Below are 24,310 nucleotides of genomic sequence, written 5' to 3'. Positions count from 1 at the left end.
ATGGCTCAGTACAAACACGATAGATTCTTCAAATTCTATATTCAATCTCTATATAAAACAAAGGGAGATACTCTACAAAATATCCAAGTCCACAATGACGAAGACCTCGAAATTGATTTGATGTTTATGGGACGAGAAAATCTTGAATGGCAGCAGGAGAATTTAGGTTTATTAGACAAACTAATGCAAGAACATCCAACGATTATCATTGAACATTATAGTTCATATTTAGAAGAAACGGATATACTTAAATCGATTACTCGAAAAAACCTATATTGGACGCAAAAGGAAAAAGAGTTGGTAGAAAATGCCAAAGCAGAACTAGAGTCAACAGTTTCTAAGCGACTGCCGAAACAAGCAAAGCAACAAATAGAAAATCAAAATCCATTTACCTGGATACTTACAGTAAATTGTAGTGAAAAAATTTTGGAATCATGTAACGTTCAGCCAGCTTTAGAATTGAGTCCGGGTGTATATCGACTTCCTAAAATCTTACGGATGGGAATTGTGATTATCGAGCAATTGCCTGATAGTCCTGACACTGTTTGGTTGAAAATGTTGGGAAATAAAGAAAGTGCGAAGCTCGCTTTTGAATCAATCAAGCAACTATCGCCGAATCGCCGGGAGAAAAATGATATAATGAAGGCATGTATTAAATATTGTGTTTATCTACAAGGCATACCTACCGATAACTTAACTCTGGAGGACGAAGATTTTATGAAAACGATGGCAGAAATCGATGCTTGGTATGAAGCTGAAATTAACAAGGCTGAGTCAAAAGGCAAACTAGAAGGTAAACTAGAAGGTAAAGTAGAAGGCAAGCTAGAAGGTAAAGTAGAAGGCAAGATTGAGTTGGCAAGTACTATAATTAGAGTCAAGTTTGGTTCGGAAACTCTCACGCCACAAATAGTTAGTCAACTCCAAAAGTTAAACGCCAAGCAACTTGATGATTTTACGGTAGCAATGCTTAATTGGCAACAGCCTCTTGAGATGTCCGAATGGCTCAAAGAGAACGACAAAGTTTAAATGCTTACGTTGTTGTGCTTGCGTCCAATTGCCTTTAAACTTCTTTTGAAGTTAACTCGGCACCCCAGATGAGGAATTATTGGCAAACTATCCTGGGTTGGCTGTAGCTGATTTGACGAACAAATCGCCCAAGATGAGTTAATTTAATGGCATTACAGTTTTACTAAGAGCTTTACTAAAAGCGAGAATTTTATTTTTAACCAAGTAATATTGATATTAGTCCTCTTTTAGAGGACTTTAGTTATGAGACAATGGTTTACAACCGTTGGCTCAGAATTATAATGTGAACATGATTTGCCTCATTCATATAATTTTTCAAAATTCTCTACAAAGTCATATCAAACTGCTATCAACTCAGTTCTGTTCTAATATATTGCAGTGCAAGAATGTAATTAAGGTAAAAGGAAAGGGCATTACCCAAGCAATTTCACTGTTGCCTTAACTCATTTACTGTTGACCTAATTTAACTTATGACTACATTTTACTTGACTCAAGAGAATGTGGAAATCGAGGTAACGCGCGATTACTTCAAAGCGTCTCTTCAAAATCAACAAGTGTTTCGTACTCGGATTAGCAATGTTAGCCAATTCATTGTCTTTGGTAATATACGTTTACCAAAGGAAGTGATTAAAGCTATATATTCCCACCAAATTCCTACCTTGTATTTAACTGAGCGTTATGAATATGTAGGACGTTTAGAAAACCCATCCAACTTGCGACCCAAATATTTAACTCAGCAACGCAAGCGCGCGCGCGATGTTAAATTTAATTTTGCGATTGTTGAGAGTATGGTTTGGGCAAAGCTCCATAATAAACATACCTTCCTTCAAGGTTGGACTCAATACCATGTCAATTATGCAATCGAACGCGCGTTAGATTATCTGACATTGCTGATGGATAATTTATCGTTAGCAAGTTCTGTTGAGGAGCTACGGGAATATAGCGAGGAAGCAGATAATGTTTACCGTTACGCTTTTGCTTCCCTACTTGAATTCCACAAACCATGTTCCCGCACAGTAAAAGAAGTTAGCGGACTTTTAAACCTGGGTACTCAACTGCTACATCAATATATATATACCATCCTCAATACCGTAGAACTTCACCCTGACTACGGAGTTTTGCACCTTAACACTCATCACGAACTTCCCTTAGCTTGGGATTTTACCGCAGAATTTCAGGCGCCTATCGTTTATGACTTGGTGTTAAACTTTGTTCGTAACCTTGCCAATTCAAATGGTAATGGGAATGGTAATGGTAAAAAGCGTCCATTAACCCTTTTACAAAACTTCCTTTACCATTGGGAAGCGAAGCTGCGAACTTTTGTACTGCATCCTTATGCTGGGGAAGTTAGTTATCGTCAGTGTATTGATTTGCAGGTACGCGAATATCTTGCGTGTTTGTTGGGAGATCTCACATTTTACCGTCCCTTAGCTTTGAAGTTGCATCCTAATCATTCTCAATTTACCAATATCGTCGAACCTCAGAAAGCAGCTTTAACTTTGGTGAAGCAATGATGTTTTATCTAGTTTGCTATGACATCGTTAGCGATACCCGTCGCAATAAAGTTGCCAAACTTCTAGAAGCTTACGGGTTTCGTGTGCAAAAGTCAGTTTTTGAGTGCGTATTGGATGAGAAGCAATACGAAAGCTTATCCAAATACTTAATGCGACTCGTTAACCGACGCGAAGACCAAGTTCGATTTTATCCTATGTCAGCACATAATCGCTGTAAAGTCGCTGTGGTAGGTACGCAACCTGAGTTTGACATTGATGCTGCTGCATTTATTGTGTAGTGCTGAGTGCTGAGTTTTGAGTGCTGAGTAGGAGGAATGAGATGTTTTGTAATAGAGCGCGCGCTCCACCTATTGAGCGAATATTTGAATTAGCTTTCGGTCGAGGTAACTTATTTGGTAATTGAATGCAGGTTCAATTTGTCAAATTACGCTTGATTTTTGCTGCCAAAGTTCAAAAACAACTTGATGACTTATCTCTAAAAGACCGCAAGCAATACGACAAAGCATTTGATATTTTTGCGAATAATGGTCCCGCTTACCCTAGCTTAAGAACTCATCGATATCGCTGTAAAAGTGAAGATATTTGGAGTTCTTCGGCATCGATGGCTAAACGGTTTTACTGGTGTTATGTAGAAGATGAAAGTATTCTCATAACACATATCGATTCGCATTAAACAAGTAAAAAGGTAAAAGTAAAAAGTAAAAAAATAATTCTCTCTTTTACCTTTCTACTTTTAAATTTTGCCTTCATTGAGGTGTAATAATGCCGAAACCAAAGCCTTTAGGTACACGTGAATTAGATTTGATTACGATGTACAGTAATTGGGATTTTAGCATGACTCCAATTGAGTTTTATCAGAAATGGGGAGTTAGCTATGACCAAATAGCTTTAATATGTTATCGCTCAGATTCTACTGTGCGTGGTTGGTTTAAGCAAGGAGAAAATCGGCGCCAGCCAAACCGTAATGACATGTTAAACTTGGCTTTGATGGATTTTGTGTTAGAGCATTTTGAAAAAATTCCCGAACATCTACGGCGCCTGCTATGTATTGGTAATTTATAGATATTTACACAACATACCGTAAAACATTTGTCAATACCACGGCGACCTTTTTGATATAGACCTCCTGAATTAACGTAAGTGTAAGCAATTCAAAAGCTACTTATTCACAGAAATTGCATTACTTGTAGGAGGTTAATATGGCCTATTTTGAGCAATTGCATCCTTGGTGTATTATTCGCACCCTACCCGGCAAGGAGTGTATATTGGTGGCAAGATTCCGGAGGAGGAATGAAGCATTTGCTTACCTACAAGTGTTGCAAAGTAGAGTGAATAACATCAAGTTTGTAGTGAAATTTAATCCTCAAACTTGAAGCTTTAATTTTTCCCATGTTTTGCTTGACTTCATCCGAAGTCGAATTAATGGAAACGCTTACGTTAATTTAATTAATTCAGCACAAAATACTCAATTAACTTCTTTGTCATTGCTAGCATTATTTGTGTAGATATACTCCTCCCAAAGTATATCTACCTTATCGGGCGCCTGATAATGCTATTTTTGCCAACTTAGTTAGCTGGGTATTTTTCTAATATATAGGCACCTACTTTTTGAATGTAGGCGCCTTCCAATACTACTCGGTTAAGACATTTTCCTAAAATACGATCCCCCCTAACCCCCCTTAATAAGGGGGGAATAACTGATATCTTGCACCTACACCCTAGAAGGGTAGAACTATACGAACAAAGCCTGCCTACGCAGGCTAAAAAGCTTTATTTTTCGTGTTATTGATAAAATTTAATGTTTATTAAATACACAAACAATAAATATTAATACGTTGGTGCAAGATCTGAGCTAGTTTTTAGCCCCCCTTATCAAGGGGGGTTGGGGGGATCAATTTCTTATCCGAGCAGTATTGAGGCGCCTTCCAATACTGCTCGAAGGATAAATTGTAGGTTGGCTGTTTCCATTAAGTCAACTTCCGAAGAAGTTAAAAGCCGTTCGAGTTACGCTGCCGGAGCAACCACCTCTGTTTCCATTAAGTCAACTTCCGAAGAAGTTAAAAGTTCAAATTTTTCCTTTCCATATTGGGAATGGGAAAATTGTTTCCATTAAGTCAACTTCCGAAGAAGTTAAAAGTTTAGCAGTAACTGGGGGGAGTTTTGTTGTTGCAAGTTTCCATTAAGTCAACTTCCGAAGAAGTTAAAAGAATTGTTATTTGGTTATTCTGCTGTAATAAGCGGAACAGTTTCCATTAAGTCAACTTCCGAAGAAGTTAAAAGTTCGTGTAGGGAATGACTGGTGGTTTGTGATTGAAAGTTTCCATTAAGTCAACTTCCGAAGAAGTTAAAAGCAACTTGGCAATAAAGACGGCGACTGCGCCTAAAGTTTCCATTAAGTCAACTTCCGAAGAAGTTAAAAGGATTGTAAGCGGGAAAAACGCAACATTTATTGATTACCGAAAGTTTCCATTAAGTCAACTTCCGAAGAAGTTAAAAGCAAAAGATCAACCTGGTTTCATGCTAGGTTCATAAGGTTTCCATTAAGTCAACTTCCGAAGAAGTTAAAAGTTTTCTACGCTGTGCTAATATGGACATACCCATTTACCAACCGTTTCCATTAAGTCAACTTCCGAAGAAGTTAAAAGGCTAGTCTTTGAAAGCCTTGCCTTGTAATAACTCTACAGCACTTTTTTGTGGGATGCAAAATTTCGCTTGGATAATTGATAATTCTTAGCAATAAACTGATGTTCAAGGCGCCTCAAAGCTATATGCAGAGAGTGATTTGTGGGATAGAACGAGAGAATAAGGGTTTCAGAGATTGTGTCTATCCCACAAATAGTATACCAAGTTACAATTTTTTAGTAGGTTTAGGAGTGAACACATAAACCAAGTTCGTAAGCGATTAAATCATCTGCCTCATTAATAAGATTATTTAGTTCTGAGTCGTATTGTGCTAGTTCCAAAATTGCTGCAATCCTATCTATATCTTCGTTACAGGGTTTTATTAACTTAGATAGTTTGGAATATTCTTGAACTAGAACAAACAATTGTTTATTTTTACACGTAGAATTTTCTTGTCTGAGTATACTTGTATTCATTGCGTTAACTCCATTCCTTTAATCAATAGAGATATAAACTCCTTCTTTAAGAAATTGACTGGCGCCAATCAAAATGTGACATGGACTAAGCAACATTTAACTAAATAAACAATATAAGCCTTACTGCGTCAGTATTTCAGAATTTATATAAAAATGCAAGTCACAAAATTACTGTGGAAAATCATTTGATTGTAGAAGGTACGGAAGGGTTCATATAAGAGTTACATAGAGTGTCCGTATAATTCCGTAAGCAATCTTCGTTCCAATTTCGTTGGCGCCTATTGTTAGCACTATAAGGATTGATAAGCAATGAAGAAGATGGTTTGGAATAAGTTGAATAATGTTGCTAAACAGCCCCTAACTGTTGGCTCCATTGCTTGGCTGTTTCTAGTTCTCTCTGTGACAATAGTGGCGCCTAGTTTGGTAACAATAAGCACTAATAGTTGTGCTTCTGGGTCATTGAGTATCAAGCTCTGGGAGTTTGAGTACACTTTGGTGAAGTCTGGGAGCTGCGGCGCCTTGCCTGAGAAGCCCATACCATAAATTTTTAATCAACTGGGATAAATTTGCTACATTTATCCTGATTGCTTAAAAAAAGCCAGAATAGATAACTGTACATCGCTACGATATTTAGTCAGAGATTTGATAGATAAACAGATACAAAAGTTATAACGTCACAAATTTTGTTCCTATAAACATTATCTTCTTAGAGACACGAAACAGCTACTTGGTAAAGCATAAAGCCGTCAAGAAGATTCTTTAGTACTTTCAATATATAAATTACTAAAAACTAAATATATTTAATTTATTAATTCCAGTAGTGTGCTAATTTTACCAAGTATTTTCAAATATGGCTAGCTTTATAGGAGAAAAATTTATGACTCAGCAACCCGTAGCAAAATCTCAGACTTTTACAGCTAAATATGGAGCGCGCCTCCAAAAAGACTATCCTCAGCTTGCAACAAGTACTATTAACTGGGAGGGACTGCACAAAGGTGCCCTTATTCGTCTACGTCAGTTTCAAATGACCAATAACTATAGTGCAGATAGCATTGTTATCTGGGCTGTATGGCGGTTGGATGTTAGCATCAAAAAAGGGAAACTAGTCCCTTGCCCAGAAGCTTGGTTGAAAATCACAATGCTTCGTATAGTTCAAGAACTTAGCCGTCAACATCAAGACGAAAGAGTTAGTCTGCAAGACCCAGACAACTTTGAAACTAGCCCTACTTTAATCAAAGCAATGATGGAGAAGAGTGCAGGTCACTCACAAGATGAAGACGACAGAAGTCAACTGCTGCGTACAGCTTTAAGCAAGTTGTCTGCTGATAAGCAAGAACTTCTGCAACTTCGCCACTTTGAGGGTATGTCGTGGCAAGAAGTTTCAGAACATTACAAGAAGCAGGGACAGGAGGCTAAAACTGCAACACTCCGTAAGAGAGGAGAACGCGCGCAAGAAGAACTGCGGCAGTTAGTGCTGCAAATGATTCAATCGCACTACATTTAAGGAACTTTCTACGTCATTCGCATCAAGGCTAGTTACTTATTATATTTATAGTTTTTTAATTAAGGTATAGGCATGTCCTAACCGAAAAAATTTTTGGACTCATTAATCTAAGCTTATGCAATGTTTGCAATTAGAATTGGCATAGTGCTTCCTGGCGCCTGTTTATGTGGTAATAAAATCTAAGTTGTACCATCTACTCTGTAACAGCACCCGTTTAGATGCGAACGACAAAAATATTATTCAGCTTGTAGAGACGCGAAATTTCGCGTCTCTACACCCCAGAATTAATGACATGGAGTATTAGAGGCGCCAAATTTCTCGGTATTCTCTGATAGGGTGTTGTCGTTGGGCTAAGGCATCTAAATATTCTTGACGATAACGGTTATTAACTCCAAAAATAGTGACAACATCAAAGCCTCTATTATCAAAACCTACATCTTTATCGAATGGGCTACCTATACGGGCTATCCAGATGGGTGAACGTTCGTTTATTGAACCGCATAATTGGCGTTCGTAGCCATTTCCTCGTTGTGTTGCTTGTTGGTGTAATAATGCTAAAGCTGGAGTTTTGTTATTAACTATATCACCTTGAACACAAACAATATGGCAGTTGCTGTCAACCGCTTCAGCCCAGTTACCGTTATTTTCGGCTGTTCTAGGATTACTTGAATCACAAGCCAGTCCTGTTAATGTTGATAAATTTGTGTAAAAAGTATTGAGAGCATTACGGAAACGCCTTTGAAGTAACTCTAATGTTGGTGGGCAATTCCAATATTTATTTTCTTTATCCTCGCTGATTAATTTAACACTTGAGCCACGCCACCAAGGAAGACGAGGTCTATTTTGTCGAGAATAACATGGTCTTCTGGCGCCAGTACCAACTCCGCCAAGATGAAATGCTAACCATGTCAAACTTCGTAAGAGATTTATTAACGCTGTTCGTTGTTCTGGAGATAATCTTCGAGTTGGTTGTGATTGACGTAAAATTAATGTTCCCGTACCGTATCCGCAGCTATCTTGTCTATCTTTAGCATTGTCGCGTACAATTTTACCATCAGGAATTTCTAACTGAAACATTCCCATGTTCGCTTCGGGGTCAATACCTCCAAAAATTTCTAGTTCCCAACTTTTAACATCACCTGCGTCTAAAACTCCTAATGCTAATGTGCGGAACCAGTAACGTAATATGGAACGAAATGCAATTGGACGAATTTCAGATTGGGCAATACCAGGGGGTTTCCATTCAGGTCTGTCTTGTTTTTCTTCCCAACCATTGAAATTCTGTCTGCCATGAATTAATTGTCCACGCAGTTGAAATTTTACTGATAAGATTTCCTTTGCTTTCTTTGGTTGCTCAGTTTCATTAAGAATTGTAAAAGTTCCGTAACCGCTATTTACTCTGGAACCTATACCTTGAGCTAGTCCTTCATATAACCATTGTTTTACATGTTCAAGCATAGCAGGGTTGGCGCCTGTAGCTGAACGTAAGCCAATGACAAATGTAGGTTTACGTAATGATATAAAAATGTTGGGATTTGTTTTATACTGGGGTGTATTATTATTCCAAGTCCAGATAGAATTTGCCATGTCAGGGACTAACCCTTTTAATTCATCTTCATCGTCTGTATCTTCAAATGGTAATGGGTAAGCATCTAAAAAAAATACTTTCCCCATACAAGCAGTAGGTTCAATTTCACCAAAGATTTCTCTTATTTGTTCTGCTGTTACGCGCGGTTCTCTTTTTGTTAATTCTCGTTCCGCCATTTCCCGCGCGACACCTTTTAATGTTGTGCTGGGAATATAAGGTGTTCCTAGTGCATCGAATGCTGGTAACAACATTGACTCTGGTCCTCGCATTCCACCTACACGCAGGCGCCAATCTGCTTTTGCTTTAAAATGAAATTCTGCTATTCGTTGTGTTCGTTTCGTTAGCTGTGATAAACGCGCGCTGATGTCGCTGTTGTTTAGTAGTTCATCTAATAATTGTAAAACTTCGCCGTTATTGACTAAGCCAATTTGTGGATTTTGATTGGGGTTTGCGCGTAAAATTCGCATCCATCGTAGATATTCTACAAAGCTTGCGTTTGATGCAGGGTTGGGATTACTGTTTAAAGGATGATTTAACCAAGGATTTGTGGGAATTGGATTGCTAGGAACTTGACCTACCATTTATAAAACTCCTATTTAGTTGGTATCATTTGCAACGGATAAGAGCGGATGTAACGGATGGGCTATCGTATCAAACAAAGTCTAATTAAACAAAATCTAATTATTTAAAATAAACTATCCGTTACATCCGTTTATCATCCGTTGCCAGTTTGATTATTTGAAGAATTCGATCTAGCGTACAAAGATTCTGCCCAAAATGAGAACTCGCGTGCGACTTGCAACGCTACTCCTGTTAAACCTAGATATTCGGAAGCTTGGAGTTTTGTTAATGTCTCTAGTCCGTAGGCGCCTTCAAGTGGGTTAGGAGTTACGGTTGGATGTACTAAACTACCTAATGCCTTGAAAAAACGTTGAATAACTTTTTGTTTTTGCGGTTTATTGACTAATGCTGGTTCTTCTCCTTTTAAACGCATTAGTCCCCACGTTGCTATATAAGTGTATAGTTCAATAGCTTGATTCCTTTGTTCGTCATGAAGTTTTGGGTCAGTTGTTCCTTCTTTGACTTGTTTAAGCTGTGTGTAAACTTCTAAAGATATTTTCCGAGGGTCGTAGTTTGGCATGATATTTTGTCCTGTTTTTTAGTTGATATTTAGTTGATAATTGGATTAATTCCACAATTCCACAAGTCCTCTTCCCAAGCTTTCTTGTCCACCAAACTGCCAAATATCTTGACTGCTAAAAATTTGTATTAACTCATTGCTTGCTGATTGAGCGCTACCATTAGCTGTAGTGGTGGTTCCCCAAGGAAAATACATTAGAGTTTCTGGTGGAATTGCTTCTTCATAGCGAAAACCTGCATTTTCCGCTAATGTTTTATTTTCTCCTAAATTTACTCGCACTTGTTGCCACAAACTAGTTTGAATTAATACTTTACAATCTGTATCTGACAGCACTAATACTTTGTCGATTATTTGTGTAACAGCGTTGTTTTGAGGTATATATTGTTTCCAACTAGTCCATGCGTTAAGTTGATTTTTTTGGAAAATAGCGTCTTTTAAGTAAAGTTGCCCTGTGTTGCCACCACTAAAGCTATTTATTGGAGGTAGTGTTGCTAGCATTGAGCTATTATATAATCGTAACCAGCGACGTAGTAAAAAGTGCGATGTAATCCAGACAACTCCATGACTTAGGGAAGGAACGGGAAACCAGAGAATTGCTGCATCTCCTATCCAAAGCGCTCCTTGAGTAAGGTTGGCATCACCGTTTTTTTGTACGTCTTCTAATGTGTTACCCCATAATATTTTTTGTTTATCTGCTGGGGTACTAGCTCTGACTCTACCTCTAATTCCACCTCCCGACATATAAGGTAAATCTGTATGAGCTTCCCGCGCGATACCAACAATATTTCCTTCTTGACTCGCTCCTCCGGTATGTAACGGCGCCAGTAAATACATGTAAGCTAAGTTAGTCATAATAATTTACTCCTATTTACTCCAAAGTAAAATTCCGTAATTTAAAGTGAACAATGCATCAAGCCATCTGACTTTTGGATCAATTTCATCAGATTTCTTGCTCTCTCTAGCTTCTTGGTTGTGTTTTATTTGTGACTGCAAATAATTATTCGGCAAAACCCGACCAATATCATTAGCAGACTCTTGAAATAAATACACTGTACCTGGTGGCACAAACGCGCGCTGCGGCAGCATTGGTGTTTTAGATAAAGACGATTTTCCACCCCATAGAATAGCTTTATCACTGGCACAACTGTGTAAATATTGGCGCCAAGTATCGGGATAAACGCCGTAAATAGACTGTTCTGGTTGCGCTTCTGCAAGTCCTGGTGTTAAAAGATAGGCTTTTTTCTTACCGTTCGATGCTTGTATAAAGCCTTCAATTTGCTCCCAAACAGGTAAATCAATAGGAGATACAAACGCGCGATGCCCTTCACCACCTAAACGCACTACATTCGATTCCACAATTCCACTAATTGCTGCAACTAATTTCCAATTTGTATGCAAACGTATTGCAACTTCGGTAAAGTAACCATCCTCGTCTTTAACTTGACGTGTACCTGGCTTCATGTGGATATGTGGCAAAACTTGTACACTCCAAGGGTCATCATGAAAATCATCGTGATTAGTTAGTTTTTCTCCTTGAAGATAACTAATTAAAGCAGAAGCTTTAATCCAAGGTTTGGGACGACCACAAATAAACTCCCGTTTTCCCCTAATATCTAGCTCAGTTCCTATATCAGCGTTATCAGAAATAGGAGGGGGAATCATTGGTGTAATTTCTTGCGACAAAGAACCCGAACCATAACTAATATATTTCCATTCTGGAGCTTTGGTATCTAACGGCTGCAAACAAACTAAGCGACTCCAATTTTCAGAATCTTCTTCATTATCTTGTTGGTTTTCAGAATATTTTTTTACACACAGTAAATCTTTTGGAGTTGGTAGCCATAATTCCTCACCGTCGGGAGTATATTTGAGAAGAAATGGTCCAATAAATTTGAGTTGACGCTCGCGGTTACTTGTTTGAGCAACTTCATCGGTCAACGCCAAACATAAACGCAATGCTTGAAAAACTACAGTAGGCATAGGAGGAAACATCCCTTTTGCCCAGGCGCCTTCTCCTGGTGAAAATGGTTTAGCTTCCCGAAAGAGTAATGTATCCAGTGGTTCAATTTTATACCATTGCATCATTTTACTTTTAGATTTTGATTGTTTTTACTGTAAAGGTGCCGATAACACAGAGGTAAGAGATTTAAGAGAAACTTCTTTACGTGATAGCCAAAATGCAGTAAATCTGAGCAGCATCGCCATATCTTCTGGTTTCGCTCCTAAAGCTTTGGCACCACGTTTAATAGCTTCTTGTTGAGCAAGCCAAGCCCATTGTTCCCACATATTTAACCAATGTAAAAGAGCATTTTCGATACTTACAGGAATTTTCTCACTACGGCTGTGAATGATAACTCTCGCAACTGCTTTAAATAGCTGATAATTTTCAGTAACAGTAGCATGACGAGGTAACTCCTCAGCTAACCGATAAAGAACAGGGCTAAAATCAAGTGTATGATTTTCCTCCAAATCGTGAATAATATTCCACCAATTCTCTAAAAGATGACCTTTCATAAAAGCTTCTAAGGTGTTGCCAGAACCGTAAATAATCCGAAAGCACAAACCATCTTTATCGGGGATGTACTCATTACCAATACCCCCACCAATTAGCTTTTTAGCTTTCTCTTTTTCTGCTACCCACAAATTTTCTAAAACCGTAGGTAAAGGAACGCTTTTATGAGCAATAACAACACCCAAACTCATAGTTGCTTGTTTCCCCATTGTAAACAGCGGACGTGCTGGAATATCAAGGGGTCTTGGTTCTGTGCATTCAGGAGATGGTTGCCATTTCCAATATCCACCTACTGCTTGAAATTTATTTTCAGGGTCTGAGGCGCCGCACCACGCCGCACGGAGAGAGCGTAAAAATCCTGGTAAATCTGCAAGTGGTAATGCAGCCATTACATCATCACCACCACTATATATTACTCGTCCGCAAAACCGCTGCTCGGTAATATATGGCACTAAGCGATTAGAAAAATCCAGTAACGCGCGGTTGAGTCCAACGTGAGTTGCAGGTCCCATTCGCTTACGAGTTTTTTCACGTAATTGCCTCAGTGCTTCATCTGTAATATTACTATTATCTAGAAATTCGGTATTGAGATAATCTTGATAATAATGCAGCTTGCGACCATTAACATAGCCACCCATCCCATCACCATCACCAAGTACCAGCACCCACCAATCTGCAGGACTATTATCACCAAAGTGTTTTGTCTGGACTTGATCAATGACACCGCGCAGTGTACTAGTTTCAGCTACACTCAAACTCATGTCATCTGCTAGCCACTTGCTAGAGAACATTACACCGTTGTAGCCTTTACCATAATTAGTTCCTTCTTTTAAAGCAGCGTCCGCACGCTTAACTTGAAAAGGACGACGAGTGCGAGAGTAAAAATCATCGTATTTCAGTCTCAGTTGTTTATATACTTCCTTGCTTAAATCCTGCCAATATTCCTCAATTTTTTGAGGATGGTGAGTTGCAAAATGGGCAGCAGCAATTGAAGAAAGATTTGGAAAACGAATTAATCCTTCATAATCTTCATTATCATCTATATTTAATGGAATTCCTAGTGACTCAGCCACACCCCCATGTTTCCAAGCCATTCTTTTAGTTAATTCAATTGCATTCAATTTTTCCGAACCATTGAACAACCCTTTATACGCAACTGCTATAACTTGCCAGAATAATCGTAATGATTCTGAAGGTACGCCAAAACCGTTTTTAAACCGATGATATGCAAAACGAGGATGTAGCGCACTATATTGTCCTGATAAAGTCGAACGTTCTCCTGGCGCCACTGGAATTTGCCAAGCACGAGTATTTTTGATCGCTTGGATAGCATTACCGAGGCGCCCTTGCAAGCTTCCCCACCAAGTACCAACATTTAATAGCAGGTATGCACTCAACTCCGCTTCGGTAGGTAATTGAATATTTGGGTTAGGTTGAGCTATGCTGTTTTGTTCTTTTACCCATGCGTCACGTTCATCTGTACTCAAAGAAGCTATTTGTTTCGGTATATCCGGGTTGCCGAGTGGAACAGCAACAAAGTAACTTTCCCAGGTATTCTGAATTTGAGCATCCCAAAGTTGATTCCACTCCCAACAACCTCCTTGAGATAATTTTTGTAGTTCAGTTTTGAATTGTTCTTCTTGCGTTGCAGAGAAGTTCTCGCTAATTTGGCGCCAGAGTTCATTTATATCATTGTCGCTTTTTAATAGACTTTTAACTTTGTCTTTAATACGCTGCCGTACTTGATGACTTATCTTCAACCATTCAGATTTGAGCTTTTTCTTAAGTTCATCACCTAAATGCATTGCGCTTTGCTGACTAGGAACTAAAACAGTAATAACATTTGGAAAACCAGCAGTACTCAAACTTTGTGATTCAGGGTCTAAAAATTTACTAGCAGGGTCGCTGAATATATTGTTCCCTTGATTACTGCCTGAGTATCGATACTCATTTTTAAAATCAGAGTATTTTTTTACTAAAAAAGCATCAATAATTTGTTGACTCCATAACGATGGGGTAATAATTGCATCGGCGCCATACATTTGAGCAATTTCAAAACAAAGAAACGCACTAAAGTAATGCAGCAGATAGGAACCCGACCAAAAATCAAGAAACTTCCGTGACGACTTAATGAACTCCTGTACTGGAGAAAAAGTAAATAACACCAGGTAAGGAGATAGGTTTATATCCTCTTTTGAATCTTCTTTTAAATCTTCTACATCAGGAAACATCGCACCTGCCAAAGCAGATACAGTGCTTTGATAACTATGAAGCGGGCAATCTGGTAAAATGGGATGAGTCGGAATTAATAATGCACTATTTGAATCTTGGCGTGCTAACTGTTCAGGAAAATATCGCCAAAACCACCAAAATACTTTTTCAACATCTTTTTCACCCTGAATACTACTAATATCTAACTGAGTAGCATCAAATCTAGTCTCAATTACTTGTTCCTGTCCACTAATAGGATGACGAACAGCAACATTACCCTTATTTACTTGCAGTGCATTACGTTTGAGACTAACACGGTCAGATGAACTACTAATATTAACTATCAGTTCACCATTTTGTTCCCACCAGACTTGCAACTCCCGCAAAAAGTCTTGTAAACATACTAAATTAGTATATATACAGCTGACATCGGCACCTAGCCAGTCGATTTTTTCTAGCGACCGTATAAATGCATATAGCTTACGATGGTATATATTCATGCGCTTTGATATACAAGTGACTAAATGTAAGTTATATCACTTGCTCCTAACTTGCACCCCTTTTGATGCGAAGGACAAACAAAAGTATAGATTTATACACACTACTTAAAATTTTGTTGCTTTCGCTGATTGTATCTCAACAGTTCTATGGGCGCCGTTCGTCAAAGCAACTCTAAAAACTGAAATATTCCGCAATTGCCACAGAGACAATTGCAGGCAGAATGTGTAATGTTTGACTTGTATATTCAGTGTTCGGTATTCATAATTACAAATCGAATACTGTAATGACAGTTTATAACCACTCTGCTTGCTTTTGATATGACTCCAGAACAAACAAACATAAAATTTCCGCTTTGGCAGTATTTAAACCAACCCTTGCTTGGAGAAAAATCGCCTGTATTCAACCCCCGTCGTTTTGCTCACGTTTACCGAGTTGAACTGTTGCAGCGATGCTGGGAAAAGCATTGCGATGCCAAGGGGCAATATTGATATACGTATTATTACGGCTGCAATATTTTTATTTTAGTTGTAACACGTATATATATAGCTATCCTCAGATTCCCGACTTCTCCTGCGAAGTCGGGAATTTGTTTAAGAGTAATCCAAGAAATAAATAATCTTGTAGGATAGGCGTCTCGCCTGTCTTACGATTATATTCGGACAGGCGAGACGCCTATGTTACGATTATATTCGGACAGGCGAGACAGCTATGTTACGATTATATTCGGACAGGCGAGACACCTATCCTACAAGATTAAATTATTTTGCGCTGTCGTAACTTGTTTATTTCTGATTGCACTCCTTTTAAACCTTGGTTGCTGTAGATGATAAATAATCTTTCTGCTGACAAGTAGGTTAATACAGGATTGCGAAAATTAGTGTTGTAGGCGCCTACATCCGAAGGATTATAGCCAAAAGACGGCGCCACTGCTTTTAAGATTTCTTGGTCGATAGTTACTGCTGGAATGCTCAACACAAAATCAGCATCCGATAAATTATGTATAGCGTATTCTGGAAGTAGATTTATCTGACCTGCTGCATTAAGATTTACATTACCCAATGAGCGCAGTGGAGGTAAACGCAGTTGAGATTGATTATCACGATATAAGTATCCTGCTGTTACTGGGTCAATTTGCGCCATTATAGCAGCCGCGCGTATCCAGTTTACTACTTTGTATTCGTTACCTAAAGATGGAGCAGCATGAGCAGATGCTTGAGTAATTATAAATTCTGGTGATAACTTACGTTTCATCGCTTCGGCTATACCAATAATATGATGGGCGCCTGTCTTTGAGTCTCCTGGTTTACCGTAGTTATCAGTTTTGCCGTTACCACCAAAGTTTAATTCAGAGAACTCTGTTCCATCACTATTCCATTGTAAAACGATTGCTTTTGCCCAATCATGCCATATGGGCGCCGCTATTATTAAATCATCGCTGATGAAAATATCACTCGATGTTTGTTTAGATATATTAACAATTGGCAGTTGAGATTGGTTATGTTGACCGTATATTTGCTTATACAAGCTGTTTAAACTTAGACCGCTAAGATTATTGAATAATTCGTGAATTACTAGTCCACCTGGATGGGAATGATGTCCACCAAATGAACCTCCTGGCGCCGAAACAAAGGATTGCGGTAGTTGTGGACAGTTGCTATCTTCTTGCAGTAATGGTGGAAATATACCTGTAATTAATCCACCTGGAAATGTTTTATCATCGTTAGGGTCTACTAGTCCTGCAGTTGATAAATTTTCAAGAATCTTGGGTTTGAGTGCAGTTACACCGATACGATGTTGAACACAAGTTTTAGGATTGTTTATTGCGTCTAATGTTGCTGTACGAAGCGCGCGGTCACGAATTTGACTGACTTGTTTGTTAAGAAAAGTAAATGCTGATTCAATTAGAGGGGAGTTTTGGCTGAGTTTAATTGCAGTTTGATTACCAGTTCCTATTTGAGTTTGGTTAGCAGCTAATGAATAAGTTGGAGTTAAGAGCGTGTTAAGAAATACGCTCAAAATAATTATCCAACAAAAAGCACTCAAGTTCAGCTTCGTCATCGCTTACCTCATCCATAATTTTATGCCTTTTATTACCTAGTTCGGTACTTACCATCATTTTTATAGCATTAATTGGAAATTAAAACGGTTCTTACCCTAAGCCCTTATAATAACCACATCACGTCCCTTTTTAGTCGTCGCATTTCTAGTTTGCAAACGGTCTAGAAAAGTAGGTGCATCTTTACGTCTATCAAAAATACACAACCATCCATAATCTGCTTTTATCCGTGATAAATAAGTTTCTAATTGGTTTAAACCCTTTTCTTCCGGGTCTGAAGTTTTATCACGCCAAGTTTTTACTTCAATTCCCAAAGTTACTTTTTTATATTTCAAGCATAAGTCCATACGACCATTTCCAATTGCATATTCTCGCTCTAAGGTTCCTCCCCCATTCACAACACGATGTAAAAATGCCATTAATACTATATGAGGTGCTATTTCTTGGTATGATGTAGTACTAAGTAATGGTTCGCCATGCTGGCGCCAAAATGTTATAAACGCTTCCAATAAAGCATTAAAATTTAACTCTCCATCATTATTTAACCAAATAGGAGTAATACTAGGGAAGCTCGCCATTGGTGTTATTGTTAATACTCGTGGTAAAACCTCACGATAAATAGGATTAGCAATTATTAATCCTCCTTGCGGGTTCATTTTACACAGACCTAAATCTATCACAAATTGAATATCATCTGGTGGTACATCTCCTAATTCAGACCCTGCCAACATTGGCTCAATAATTGCTTTTATTCTTGTTTCTCGGAGTCTTTCTGCAAGAGAGTCAAGGTGAGTGTCTTGACGCGCAATCAGTATTTCCTTAGCTTTGTTAATATGTTCTTCTGTAATTTTTATACTTGTATCAGTTACCATCTGTTCGACAACTTCTTTGGCTAAAGCGTTTACCAACCAAGGTTGCCCCTGAGTCAAATCAAAAGCTGTTTCAATTGCGGTGGGAGTGAAAACTTGTCCTGTATCGTCAGTGTGTTGTTGATATAATTCTGCTACCTCTGCTGCGTTAAAATCTCTCATTGTTAGAGAGCGAACTTTTATATTAAACGGACTTGCAGTATTTAATCTATCACTACCACCAGAAGCCGCTTTATAATCTCGGACATCCCGCATACCAATCAACCCAACACTCATCGGAAAATTTTTAGGGCGCCCACGATAACCATCTCTTAACTGTCGCAAAATAGAAATAAGCGCTTCGTTTTGTAAAGAATCAATCTCATCAATCAACAATACTAAAGGTAACTTAGATGCTTGTGCCCAAAGCCTTAAATTTGCTCGAATTCGCTGTCCTGGTTCCGCATAAACCCAAGTAGGTGGTTGCACAGAAGCAGGTAAACTATCTGCGATAGTATCGCGCCAAGCACCTAGAATTGCTAATTCTGCTGCTCCTATGTCATCACTAAAAGGCGCCCCGACTTCTGCTGACACCATCACCGCTGTATAACGTCCACTACTCGTCAACTCTTGTGCTAAGGCCAGCATCGCAGTTGTTTTACCCGTTTGGCGTGGTGCATGAATAACAAAGTAACTTTCTTGAGCAATTATCCGCGATAAATCAGGCAACCTTCTCGTAGGCGCCAGCATATAGTGTTTGTCAGCATCACAAGGACCTGCAATATTAAACCAACGAGACATAGGGATTTTAGATGCGCTTATAATGCCCTTAGTTTAGCGCTATATCAGGGTTATGATTAAAGGCGCATTCGTTGTAAACCTTTGAGAATGCAAATTGAAAGGCACCTATAGTTTCAACTTTATCATTTACTAACAAGGGAAGTTTCTTGACGTTGAGACGTGTTACTAAGTGCTAAAAACTTTGTTCATTAAGGTAATTATTTACATAACGATACGTTGTGTAAAAGTTAGTACATAAGATTTACTTTTTTTGATTACAAAATTGAAGCAATGGAGTCGCGCGGGCATATAATGATGACCTGATATTATTATTTTTATAAAAAGCTATGTCCTTCGTACCTCTACATATTCATAGTGATTACAGCTTACTGGACGGCGCCAGTCAGTTGCCTGAATTGATAGACCGTGCTATTGAGTTAGGGATGAAGGCAATTGCCCTGACTGACCACGGGGTGATGTATGGTGCGGTAGAGTTGATTAAGATTTGCCGGGGTAAGACTATTAAGCCGATAATTGGCAATGAGATGTATATTATTAACGGTGATATCACGAAACAGGAGCGGCGCCCTAAGTATCACCAAGTTGTTTTAGCCAAAAGTACAAAGGGTTATAAAAATTTAGTTAAGTTAACATCGATATCGCATCTTGAAGGTGTTCAAGGTAAAGGTATTTTTTCGCGTCCCTGTATAAATAAAGATTTATTACAGAAATATCACGAAGATTTGATAGTGACTAGCGCTTGTTTGGGTGGAGAAATACCCCAAGCAATTTTAAGTAATAGACCTGATGCCGCGCGGAAAGTCGCACAATGGTATAAGGAAGTATTTGGCGATAACTTTTATTTGGAAATTCAAGACCACGGTTCACAAGAAGATAGAATTGTCAACGTTGAGATTGTTAAAATATCGCGCGAGCTTGGTATAAAAATTGTTGCGACAAATGACTCGCACTTTATTTCCTGTTATGACGTTGAAGCACATGATGCACTGCTATGTATTCAAACGGGTAAATTAATTGTTGAAGAAAACCGGATGCGGTATAGCGGTACTGAGTATTTAAAATCTGCTGACGAGATGCGGAAATTATTTCGCGACCATTTACCTGATGATGTGATTGAGGAAGCAATAAATAATACAGAGGAAGTTGCTGATAAGGTAGAGCCATATAATATTCTTGGTGAACCGAGGATTCCAAATTATCCAATTCCAGCAGGACATACAACCGATACGTTTGTTGAAGAAGTTGCTTGGGAAGGGATACTTGAAAAGCAGCGGTGTAGAACTAGAAGTGAGTTAGACCCCACTTATAAAGAGCGGATGGAATATGAATTAAAAATGATTCAACAGATGGGCTTTTCTGGGTATTTTTTAATCGTTTGGGATTATATTAAGTTTGCAAGAGACAATAATATAGCTGTGGGACCAGGTAGAGGTTCAGCAGCAGGTTCATTAGTTGCGTTCTCAATGGGTATTACCAATATTGACCCTGTACACCACGGTTTATTGTTTGAGCGTTTTCTGAATCCAGAACGTAAATCGATGCCTGATATCGATACAGATTTCTGTATTGAAAAACGCGACGCAGTTATTGATTATGTTACCGATAAATATGGTGCGGAGAAAGTTGCTCAAATCATCACTTTTAACCGTTTAACTTCAAAATCAGTATTAAAAGACGTTGCCAGGGTATTGAATATTCCTTATGGGGAATCTGATAAAATGGCAAAATTAATCCCGGTATCGCGTGGTAAACCAACACCGCTCAAAAAAATGATTGCCGACGATACCCCATCACAAGATTTTAAAGAGAAGTACGATAATGACCCTAGAGTCAAGCATTGGCTTGATATGGCAATACGTATTGAGGGAACAAACAAAACCTTTGGTGTACACGCTGCGGGTGTAGTAATTTCTGCCGAACCGTTAGATGAGATTGTACCATTACAGCGCAATAATGACGGTTCGGTGATAACTCAATATTATATGGAGGATTTAGATTCGATTGGTTTGTTAAAGATGGATTTTTTGGGCTTGAAAAACTTAACGATGATTCAAAAAGCTATCGATTTAATCGAACAAAATCATAATTTTAAGCTTGACCCATATGATATTACTAGTTTAGAGCGTAAAGCTCAGAGAATACTTGCTAAAGGTGGAGAAAATGCCAGACTACCCAATGATGTTAAAAAAACGTTTGAATTATTGGAATCAGGTGAATTAGAAGGAGTGTTTCAGTTAGAATCTTCTGGAATGCGGCAGATAGTTAGGGATTTAAAGCCATCTAACATTGAAGATATTTCATCTATCTTAGCATTATACAGACCGGGACCTTTAGATGCTGGCTTAATTCCGCAGTTTATCAACCGTAAACATGGTAGGGAGAAAGTTGAATATGGACATGGTTTGTTAGAACCTATTTTAGAAGAAACATATGGTGTGCTTTGCTATCAAGAGCAAATTATGAAAATGGCTCAAGATATGGCTGGCTATACATTAGGTCAAGCTGACTTGTTAAGACGCGCGATGGGTAAAAAGAAGGTTTCTGAAATGCAGAAACAACGTGAAAAGTTTATTGATGGCGCCGCTAAAAATGGTGTTAGACACCAAGTTGCAGAGCAATTATTTGAGCAGATGCTTAAGTTTGCAGAATATTGCTTGAGCTATGATACGGAAATATTAACAGTAGAGTATGGGTATTTGAAGATAGGCGAAATTGTCGAAAAACAAATTCAATGTTCTGTATTTACTGTCACTAACAATGGCAATGTTTATACACAACCTATCGCTCAATGGCATCATCGTGGGCGCCAGGAAGTGTTTGCATATGAATTAGAAAATGGCGCAGTTATAAAAGCGACGAAAGACCATAAGTTTATGACGCAAGATGGTAAAATGCTGCCTATTGATGAAATATTTGAGCAGGGGTTAGATTTGCTACAGGTTAATAATTTACCTGAAGTGTGAAGGGACGGGGCAAGAGAAAGCCCATCCCACAAGAGTTTTAATAGGTTAGGTTGTAGCACAGGCGTCTCGCATGTGCAGTGACTATGATTATTTTTACCACAAAGACACAGAGTACGCACAGGAAAAAGTCACAGAGGAGATATTAAAAACTAAGATTAAAAATTTCTATATTTTCAGCTTATAACGTTTACGTTTTGATAGATAAAAGGCACCACAACCACGAATTAATAATATTGCAAATGTATAATTTGGTTCAGGTACAGGCGCCGTTGTAGTTAATGGAGTTAATGGAGTTAACAAATATGCACGGTACTGACCATTAATAGTACCATCCCCTACAATTTGTCCACGATTGTTAATAGCTGTTGCGTTTGTTAGTTCCCATCCAGAATTTGCAGGTATTAAATTATTGAGGTCGCTGAGTACACCGTTTTCCCAAAAATAAGCACGGTATCCTTTTTGTGTACTTGCTTTGCCAACTATTTGAGCATTGTTGTTAATATCACTGGCACTACCACTTCCACCAAATGTACCAAGGTCTATTGTTACACCATTATTCCACATAACTCCCGCGCTCTCATTCCCAGCAGCAGGGGTGCCAACTATTTGACCTTTATCGTTAATAGCATTGGCGCCGCTAAAACCTTCAAGTTGAGTTTTTATACCGTTTTTCCAAACAAAGGCAGTGTTTGTACCAGAGCTTACATTACCTACTACTTCCCCGAAATTATTAATATCAGTGGCGCCGCTATAACCATTAGTACTATCAATACCTAGGTCTGAGGTTGCTGTGTTAATAGGACTGTTGACAGCAGTACGGTACGCACGCTCTTGACCGTTAGTATTGTTAGCAGCGCCAACTACTTGCCCCTGGTTGTTAATAGCTTTGGCGCCACTTAATGAACCACCAAGAGTCCCCAAGCTTTTCATTACACCATTTTCCCAAACAAAGGCGTTAGTATTATACCCGGCTCTGCTAGGTACTCTGTCTGTTAAGTCACCAACTACTTGACCATTGTCGTTAATACTATAAGCGCTGCTGGTAGCTGAATAATTAGGTAGTGTACCAAGGTTTAAGTTTGTACCATTATCCCAAAGAAAAGCACGGAAGGAACCTTGTGAGTTATACGCTGTTCCAACAACTTGACCATTATTATTTATGTCATAAGCAATGCTGTTACTATAGCCTGGGAGTATACCAAGGTCAGAGATAGAATACATTGATGCTGCCAGTCCTTTTGGTGCTGTTAAAAAGACGGCGCCTAATGTTCCAAGAGTTAATGATTTAACCAAGGTACTACTTAACATAAGTAATCAGCGCGTTACTAATTAATCTTGAATAATGTAATAATACATTAAGTGGGAAATTTGAAGTGTATGAGTAATATTCATGTCTAAAATACTTCCTATCATTTATAGCGCGCACCATGCAAGTCACAATTTTGGAAAATTTACCTCGCGGTGTGCATTGACTTTAGAACAATGTGTTAGGTACTCAGACTATGGTACGTTTACCAGCATGAATTTGCTCGAATACACTGTAGCCTAGCAGCTTAATCATAATTTAAGTATGAGTATTTATTATAACTTTGTTTTCAGTATTCCCATATTTAAACGATATTAATCAAAAACCTTAGATTCAATAATGAGTACTACTGGTTAACTCTGAACCAGTAGTACGACTCCAAGGAGAATTATTCAACTGGTGTCACATTAGTACTATTGATTGAGGCTTGTAGTATTTTTGAATTGAAGTACGCTCTGCAAACAGCTTTTTTGGTACTACTGGTTAACCCAAACCAGCAGTACTGTTAGAGCTATCACATGATGTTGAGGCTTCAATTGCGGTCTTAGTTCCATAACAGGCGCCCCCACCCATATATATTAGATGTGCCTTTCATTTTCTAGGCTGTAAATATCTACCTAATACGAGCGCCGTTAAAACAACTGAAGGATAAGCGGAAAGCACTTTCACAAAAGCAACATGAACACAACCATCTGACTCTCTATCTTGCTCCCAAAGTGCCGATACTTATATTGTAGGCGCCATTCCAACGATACCGAATGCTCTACTTGTTATCAGAGGGTTAGTTTTGTTCTAATCGTGGGTATCCTAACTGTATAGAATAATAGTTCTAAGTTAAAAGGTTATACAAAGATATATGACAACATACTGTCGTAACTCTAATCTAAACAATTTGAAGTTGAGGTAAATTATGCTCGATCCGATTTCTGGAGTTGCAAAGATTGTTCAAGCAGGAGAAAAAATAGTTGAGAATTTAGGCAAAATGCCAGTTGACATTATAAACGCTAGTCTTCGCAGTAAGTATTGTCAACAAGAGTCGGAAAGTGATCAAGCGTATAAAGCTCGGTTAATGTTCATGGAAGAGCAAGAGAAAAGAAAGATGCAACATCAAAAAGACCTTAAAGAAACAAAAGCGCACGAGAAAACTGAGCAGCTACGAATCAAAGCAGAACTAAAAGCAATACCTTCGCCAAAATAAAGAGGGCCTTCTGTAGTAGAGTTATGTTTACTAAGACTACAAC

General features: G+C 38.5%; 19 protein-coding genes and 1 CRISPR repeat array. Of the genes, 9 read left to right on the top strand and 10 right to left on the bottom strand.

The features are described from left to right. The 5 genes from AC2JBO_RS12700 to AC2JBO_RS12680 all read left to right on the top strand — a co-directional run bounded on the left by AC2JBO_RS12700 (window position 1) and on the right by AC2JBO_RS12680 (window position 3,602). Window positions 1-1,026, top strand: coding sequence for a hypothetical protein (locus AC2JBO_RS12700; protein WP_496954019.1), 1,026 nt, complete (start codon window positions 1-3; stop codon window positions 1,024-1,026). 470 nt (window positions 1,027-1,496) lie between these two features. Then, on the top strand, window positions 1,497-2,540 hold the full coding sequence (gene cas1, locus AC2JBO_RS12695; protein WP_496954018.1) for a CRISPR-associated endonuclease Cas1: 1,044 nt from the start codon (window positions 1,497-1,499) through the stop codon (window positions 2,538-2,540). Next, window positions 2,537-2,818 (top strand): CRISPR-associated endonuclease Cas2, encoded by a 282-nt coding sequence (gene cas2, locus AC2JBO_RS12690; RefSeq protein ID WP_496954017.1) that lies wholly within the window; start codon window positions 2,537-2,539, stop codon window positions 2,816-2,818. The genes cas1 and cas2 overlap by 4 nt, the downstream gene beginning before the upstream one ends. Before the next feature lie 125 nt (window positions 2,819-2,943). Then, window positions 2,944-3,213 carry a hypothetical protein gene (locus AC2JBO_RS12685; RefSeq protein ID WP_496954016.1) on the top strand — a complete coding sequence of 90 codons (270 nt, stop codon included), beginning with the start codon at window positions 2,944-2,946 and terminating at the stop codon, window positions 3,211-3,213. Window positions 3,214-3,302: 89 nt separating this feature from the next. After that, the gene (locus tag AC2JBO_RS12680; RefSeq protein WP_496954015.1) at window positions 3,303-3,602 is read left to right on the top strand and encodes a hypothetical protein; all 300 of its coding nucleotides are present in this window, start codon (window positions 3,303-3,305) and stop codon (window positions 3,600-3,602) included. Between the two features lie 898 nt (window positions 3,603-4,500). Continuing rightward, window positions 4,501-5,185: a CRISPR direct-repeat array (repeat unit 35 nt; unit sequence GTTTCCATTAAGTCAACTTCCGAAGAAGTTAAAAG). 222 nt (window positions 5,186-5,407) lie between these two features. On the opposite strand, the gene AC2JBO_RS12675 is transcribed toward AC2JBO_RS12680, so the two are convergent. Both AC2JBO_RS12675 and AC2JBO_RS12670 read right to left on the bottom strand, forming a co-directional pair. After that, entirely contained in the window at window positions 5,408-5,638 is a 231-nt protein-coding gene (locus tag AC2JBO_RS12675) for a hypothetical protein (RefSeq protein WP_496954014.1), read from the bottom strand. Window positions 5,639-5,928: 290 nt separating this feature from the next. Next, on the bottom strand, window positions 5,929-6,174 hold the full coding sequence (locus AC2JBO_RS12670) for a hypothetical protein (RefSeq protein ID WP_496954013.1): 246 nt from the start codon (window positions 6,172-6,174) through the stop codon (window positions 5,929-5,931). 341 nt (window positions 6,175-6,515) lie between these two features. Here AC2JBO_RS12670 and AC2JBO_RS12665 point away from each other — a divergent pair, with 341 nt between their 5' ends. Then, on the top strand, window positions 6,516-7,142 hold the full coding sequence (locus AC2JBO_RS12665; protein WP_496954012.1) for an RNA polymerase sigma factor: 627 nt from the start codon (window positions 6,516-6,518) through the stop codon (window positions 7,140-7,142). Between the two features lie 300 nt (window positions 7,143-7,442). On the opposite strand, the gene AC2JBO_RS12660 is transcribed toward AC2JBO_RS12665, so the two are convergent. The 5 genes from AC2JBO_RS12660 to cas10 all read right to left on the bottom strand — a co-directional run bounded on the left by AC2JBO_RS12660 (window position 7,443) and on the right by cas10 (window position 15,094). Next, a complete protein-coding gene (locus tag AC2JBO_RS12660; RefSeq protein ID WP_496954011.1) occupies window positions 7,443-9,311 on the bottom strand; it encodes an RAMP superfamily CRISPR-associated protein in 1,869 nt (622 codons plus the stop codon). Window positions 9,312-9,445: 134 nt separating this feature from the next. Then, on the bottom strand, window positions 9,446-9,871 hold the full coding sequence (locus tag AC2JBO_RS12655) for a hypothetical protein (protein ID WP_496954010.1): 426 nt from the start codon (window positions 9,869-9,871) through the stop codon (window positions 9,446-9,448). Between the two features lie 45 nt (window positions 9,872-9,916). Next, entirely contained in the window at window positions 9,917-10,723 is an 807-nt protein-coding gene (gene cmr4 / locus AC2JBO_RS12650; RefSeq protein WP_496954009.1) for a type III-B CRISPR module RAMP protein Cmr4, read from the bottom strand. Between the two features lie 12 nt (window positions 10,724-10,735). Next, the gene (locus AC2JBO_RS12645) at window positions 10,736-11,956 is read right to left on the bottom strand and encodes a type III-B CRISPR module-associated Cmr3 family protein (protein ID WP_496954008.1); all 1,221 of its coding nucleotides are present in this window, start codon (window positions 11,954-11,956) and stop codon (window positions 10,736-10,738) included. Between the two features lie 24 nt (window positions 11,957-11,980). Next, complete coding sequence (cas10, locus tag AC2JBO_RS12640; protein WP_496954007.1) at window positions 11,981-15,094, bottom strand: type III-B CRISPR-associated protein Cas10/Cmr2; 3,114 nt, start codon at window positions 15,092-15,094, stop codon at window positions 11,981-11,983. A 318-nt stretch (window positions 15,095-15,412) separates the two neighbouring features. On the opposite strand from cas10, the gene AC2JBO_RS12635 reads away from it, so the two are divergent. Next, a complete protein-coding gene (locus AC2JBO_RS12635; protein WP_496954006.1) occupies window positions 15,413-15,583 on the top strand; it encodes a hypothetical protein in 171 nt (56 codons plus the stop codon). Between the two features lie 265 nt (window positions 15,584-15,848). Here AC2JBO_RS12635 and AC2JBO_RS12630 read toward each other — a convergent pair whose 3' ends face one another. Together AC2JBO_RS12630 and AC2JBO_RS12625 are read right to left on the bottom strand one after the other, a co-directional pair. Continuing rightward, window positions 15,849-17,153 carry a hypothetical protein gene (locus AC2JBO_RS12630; RefSeq protein WP_496954005.1) on the bottom strand — a complete coding sequence of 435 codons (1,305 nt, stop codon included), beginning with the start codon at window positions 17,151-17,153 and terminating at the stop codon, window positions 15,849-15,851. A 96-nt stretch (window positions 17,154-17,249) separates the two neighbouring features. Continuing rightward, window positions 17,250-18,800, bottom strand: a complete 1,551-nt coding sequence (locus AC2JBO_RS12625; RefSeq protein ID WP_496954004.1) for an ATP-binding protein — start codon at window positions 18,798-18,800, stop codon at window positions 17,250-17,252. A gap of 326 nt (window positions 18,801-19,126) precedes the next feature. Here AC2JBO_RS12625 and AC2JBO_RS12620 point away from each other — a divergent pair, with 326 nt between their 5' ends. Next, window positions 19,127-21,763 (top strand): DNA polymerase III subunit alpha, encoded by a 2,637-nt coding sequence (locus AC2JBO_RS12620; protein WP_496954003.1) that lies wholly within the window; start codon window positions 19,127-19,129, stop codon window positions 21,761-21,763. Window positions 21,764-21,928: 165 nt separating this feature from the next. On the opposite strand, the gene AC2JBO_RS12615 is transcribed toward AC2JBO_RS12620, so the two are convergent. Continuing rightward, complete coding sequence (locus AC2JBO_RS12615; RefSeq protein WP_496954002.1) at window positions 21,929-23,071, bottom strand: DUF3466 family protein; 1,143 nt, start codon at window positions 23,069-23,071, stop codon at window positions 21,929-21,931. A gap of 908 nt (window positions 23,072-23,979) precedes the next feature. On the opposite strand from AC2JBO_RS12615, the gene AC2JBO_RS12610 reads away from it, so the two are divergent. Next, window positions 23,980-24,267: a hypothetical protein gene (locus AC2JBO_RS12610; protein ID WP_496954001.1), complete on the top strand. Its 288-nt coding sequence runs from the start codon at window positions 23,980-23,982 to the stop codon at window positions 24,265-24,267. Window positions 24,268-24,310 lie beyond the last annotated feature (43 nt).

This window comes from Calothrix sp. CBUCES-K 9914 (genome assembly GCF_059640475.1).
The sequence above is the reverse complement of the archived record's forward strand: the minus strand, read 5'-3'. Positions and strand labels throughout refer to the sequence as shown.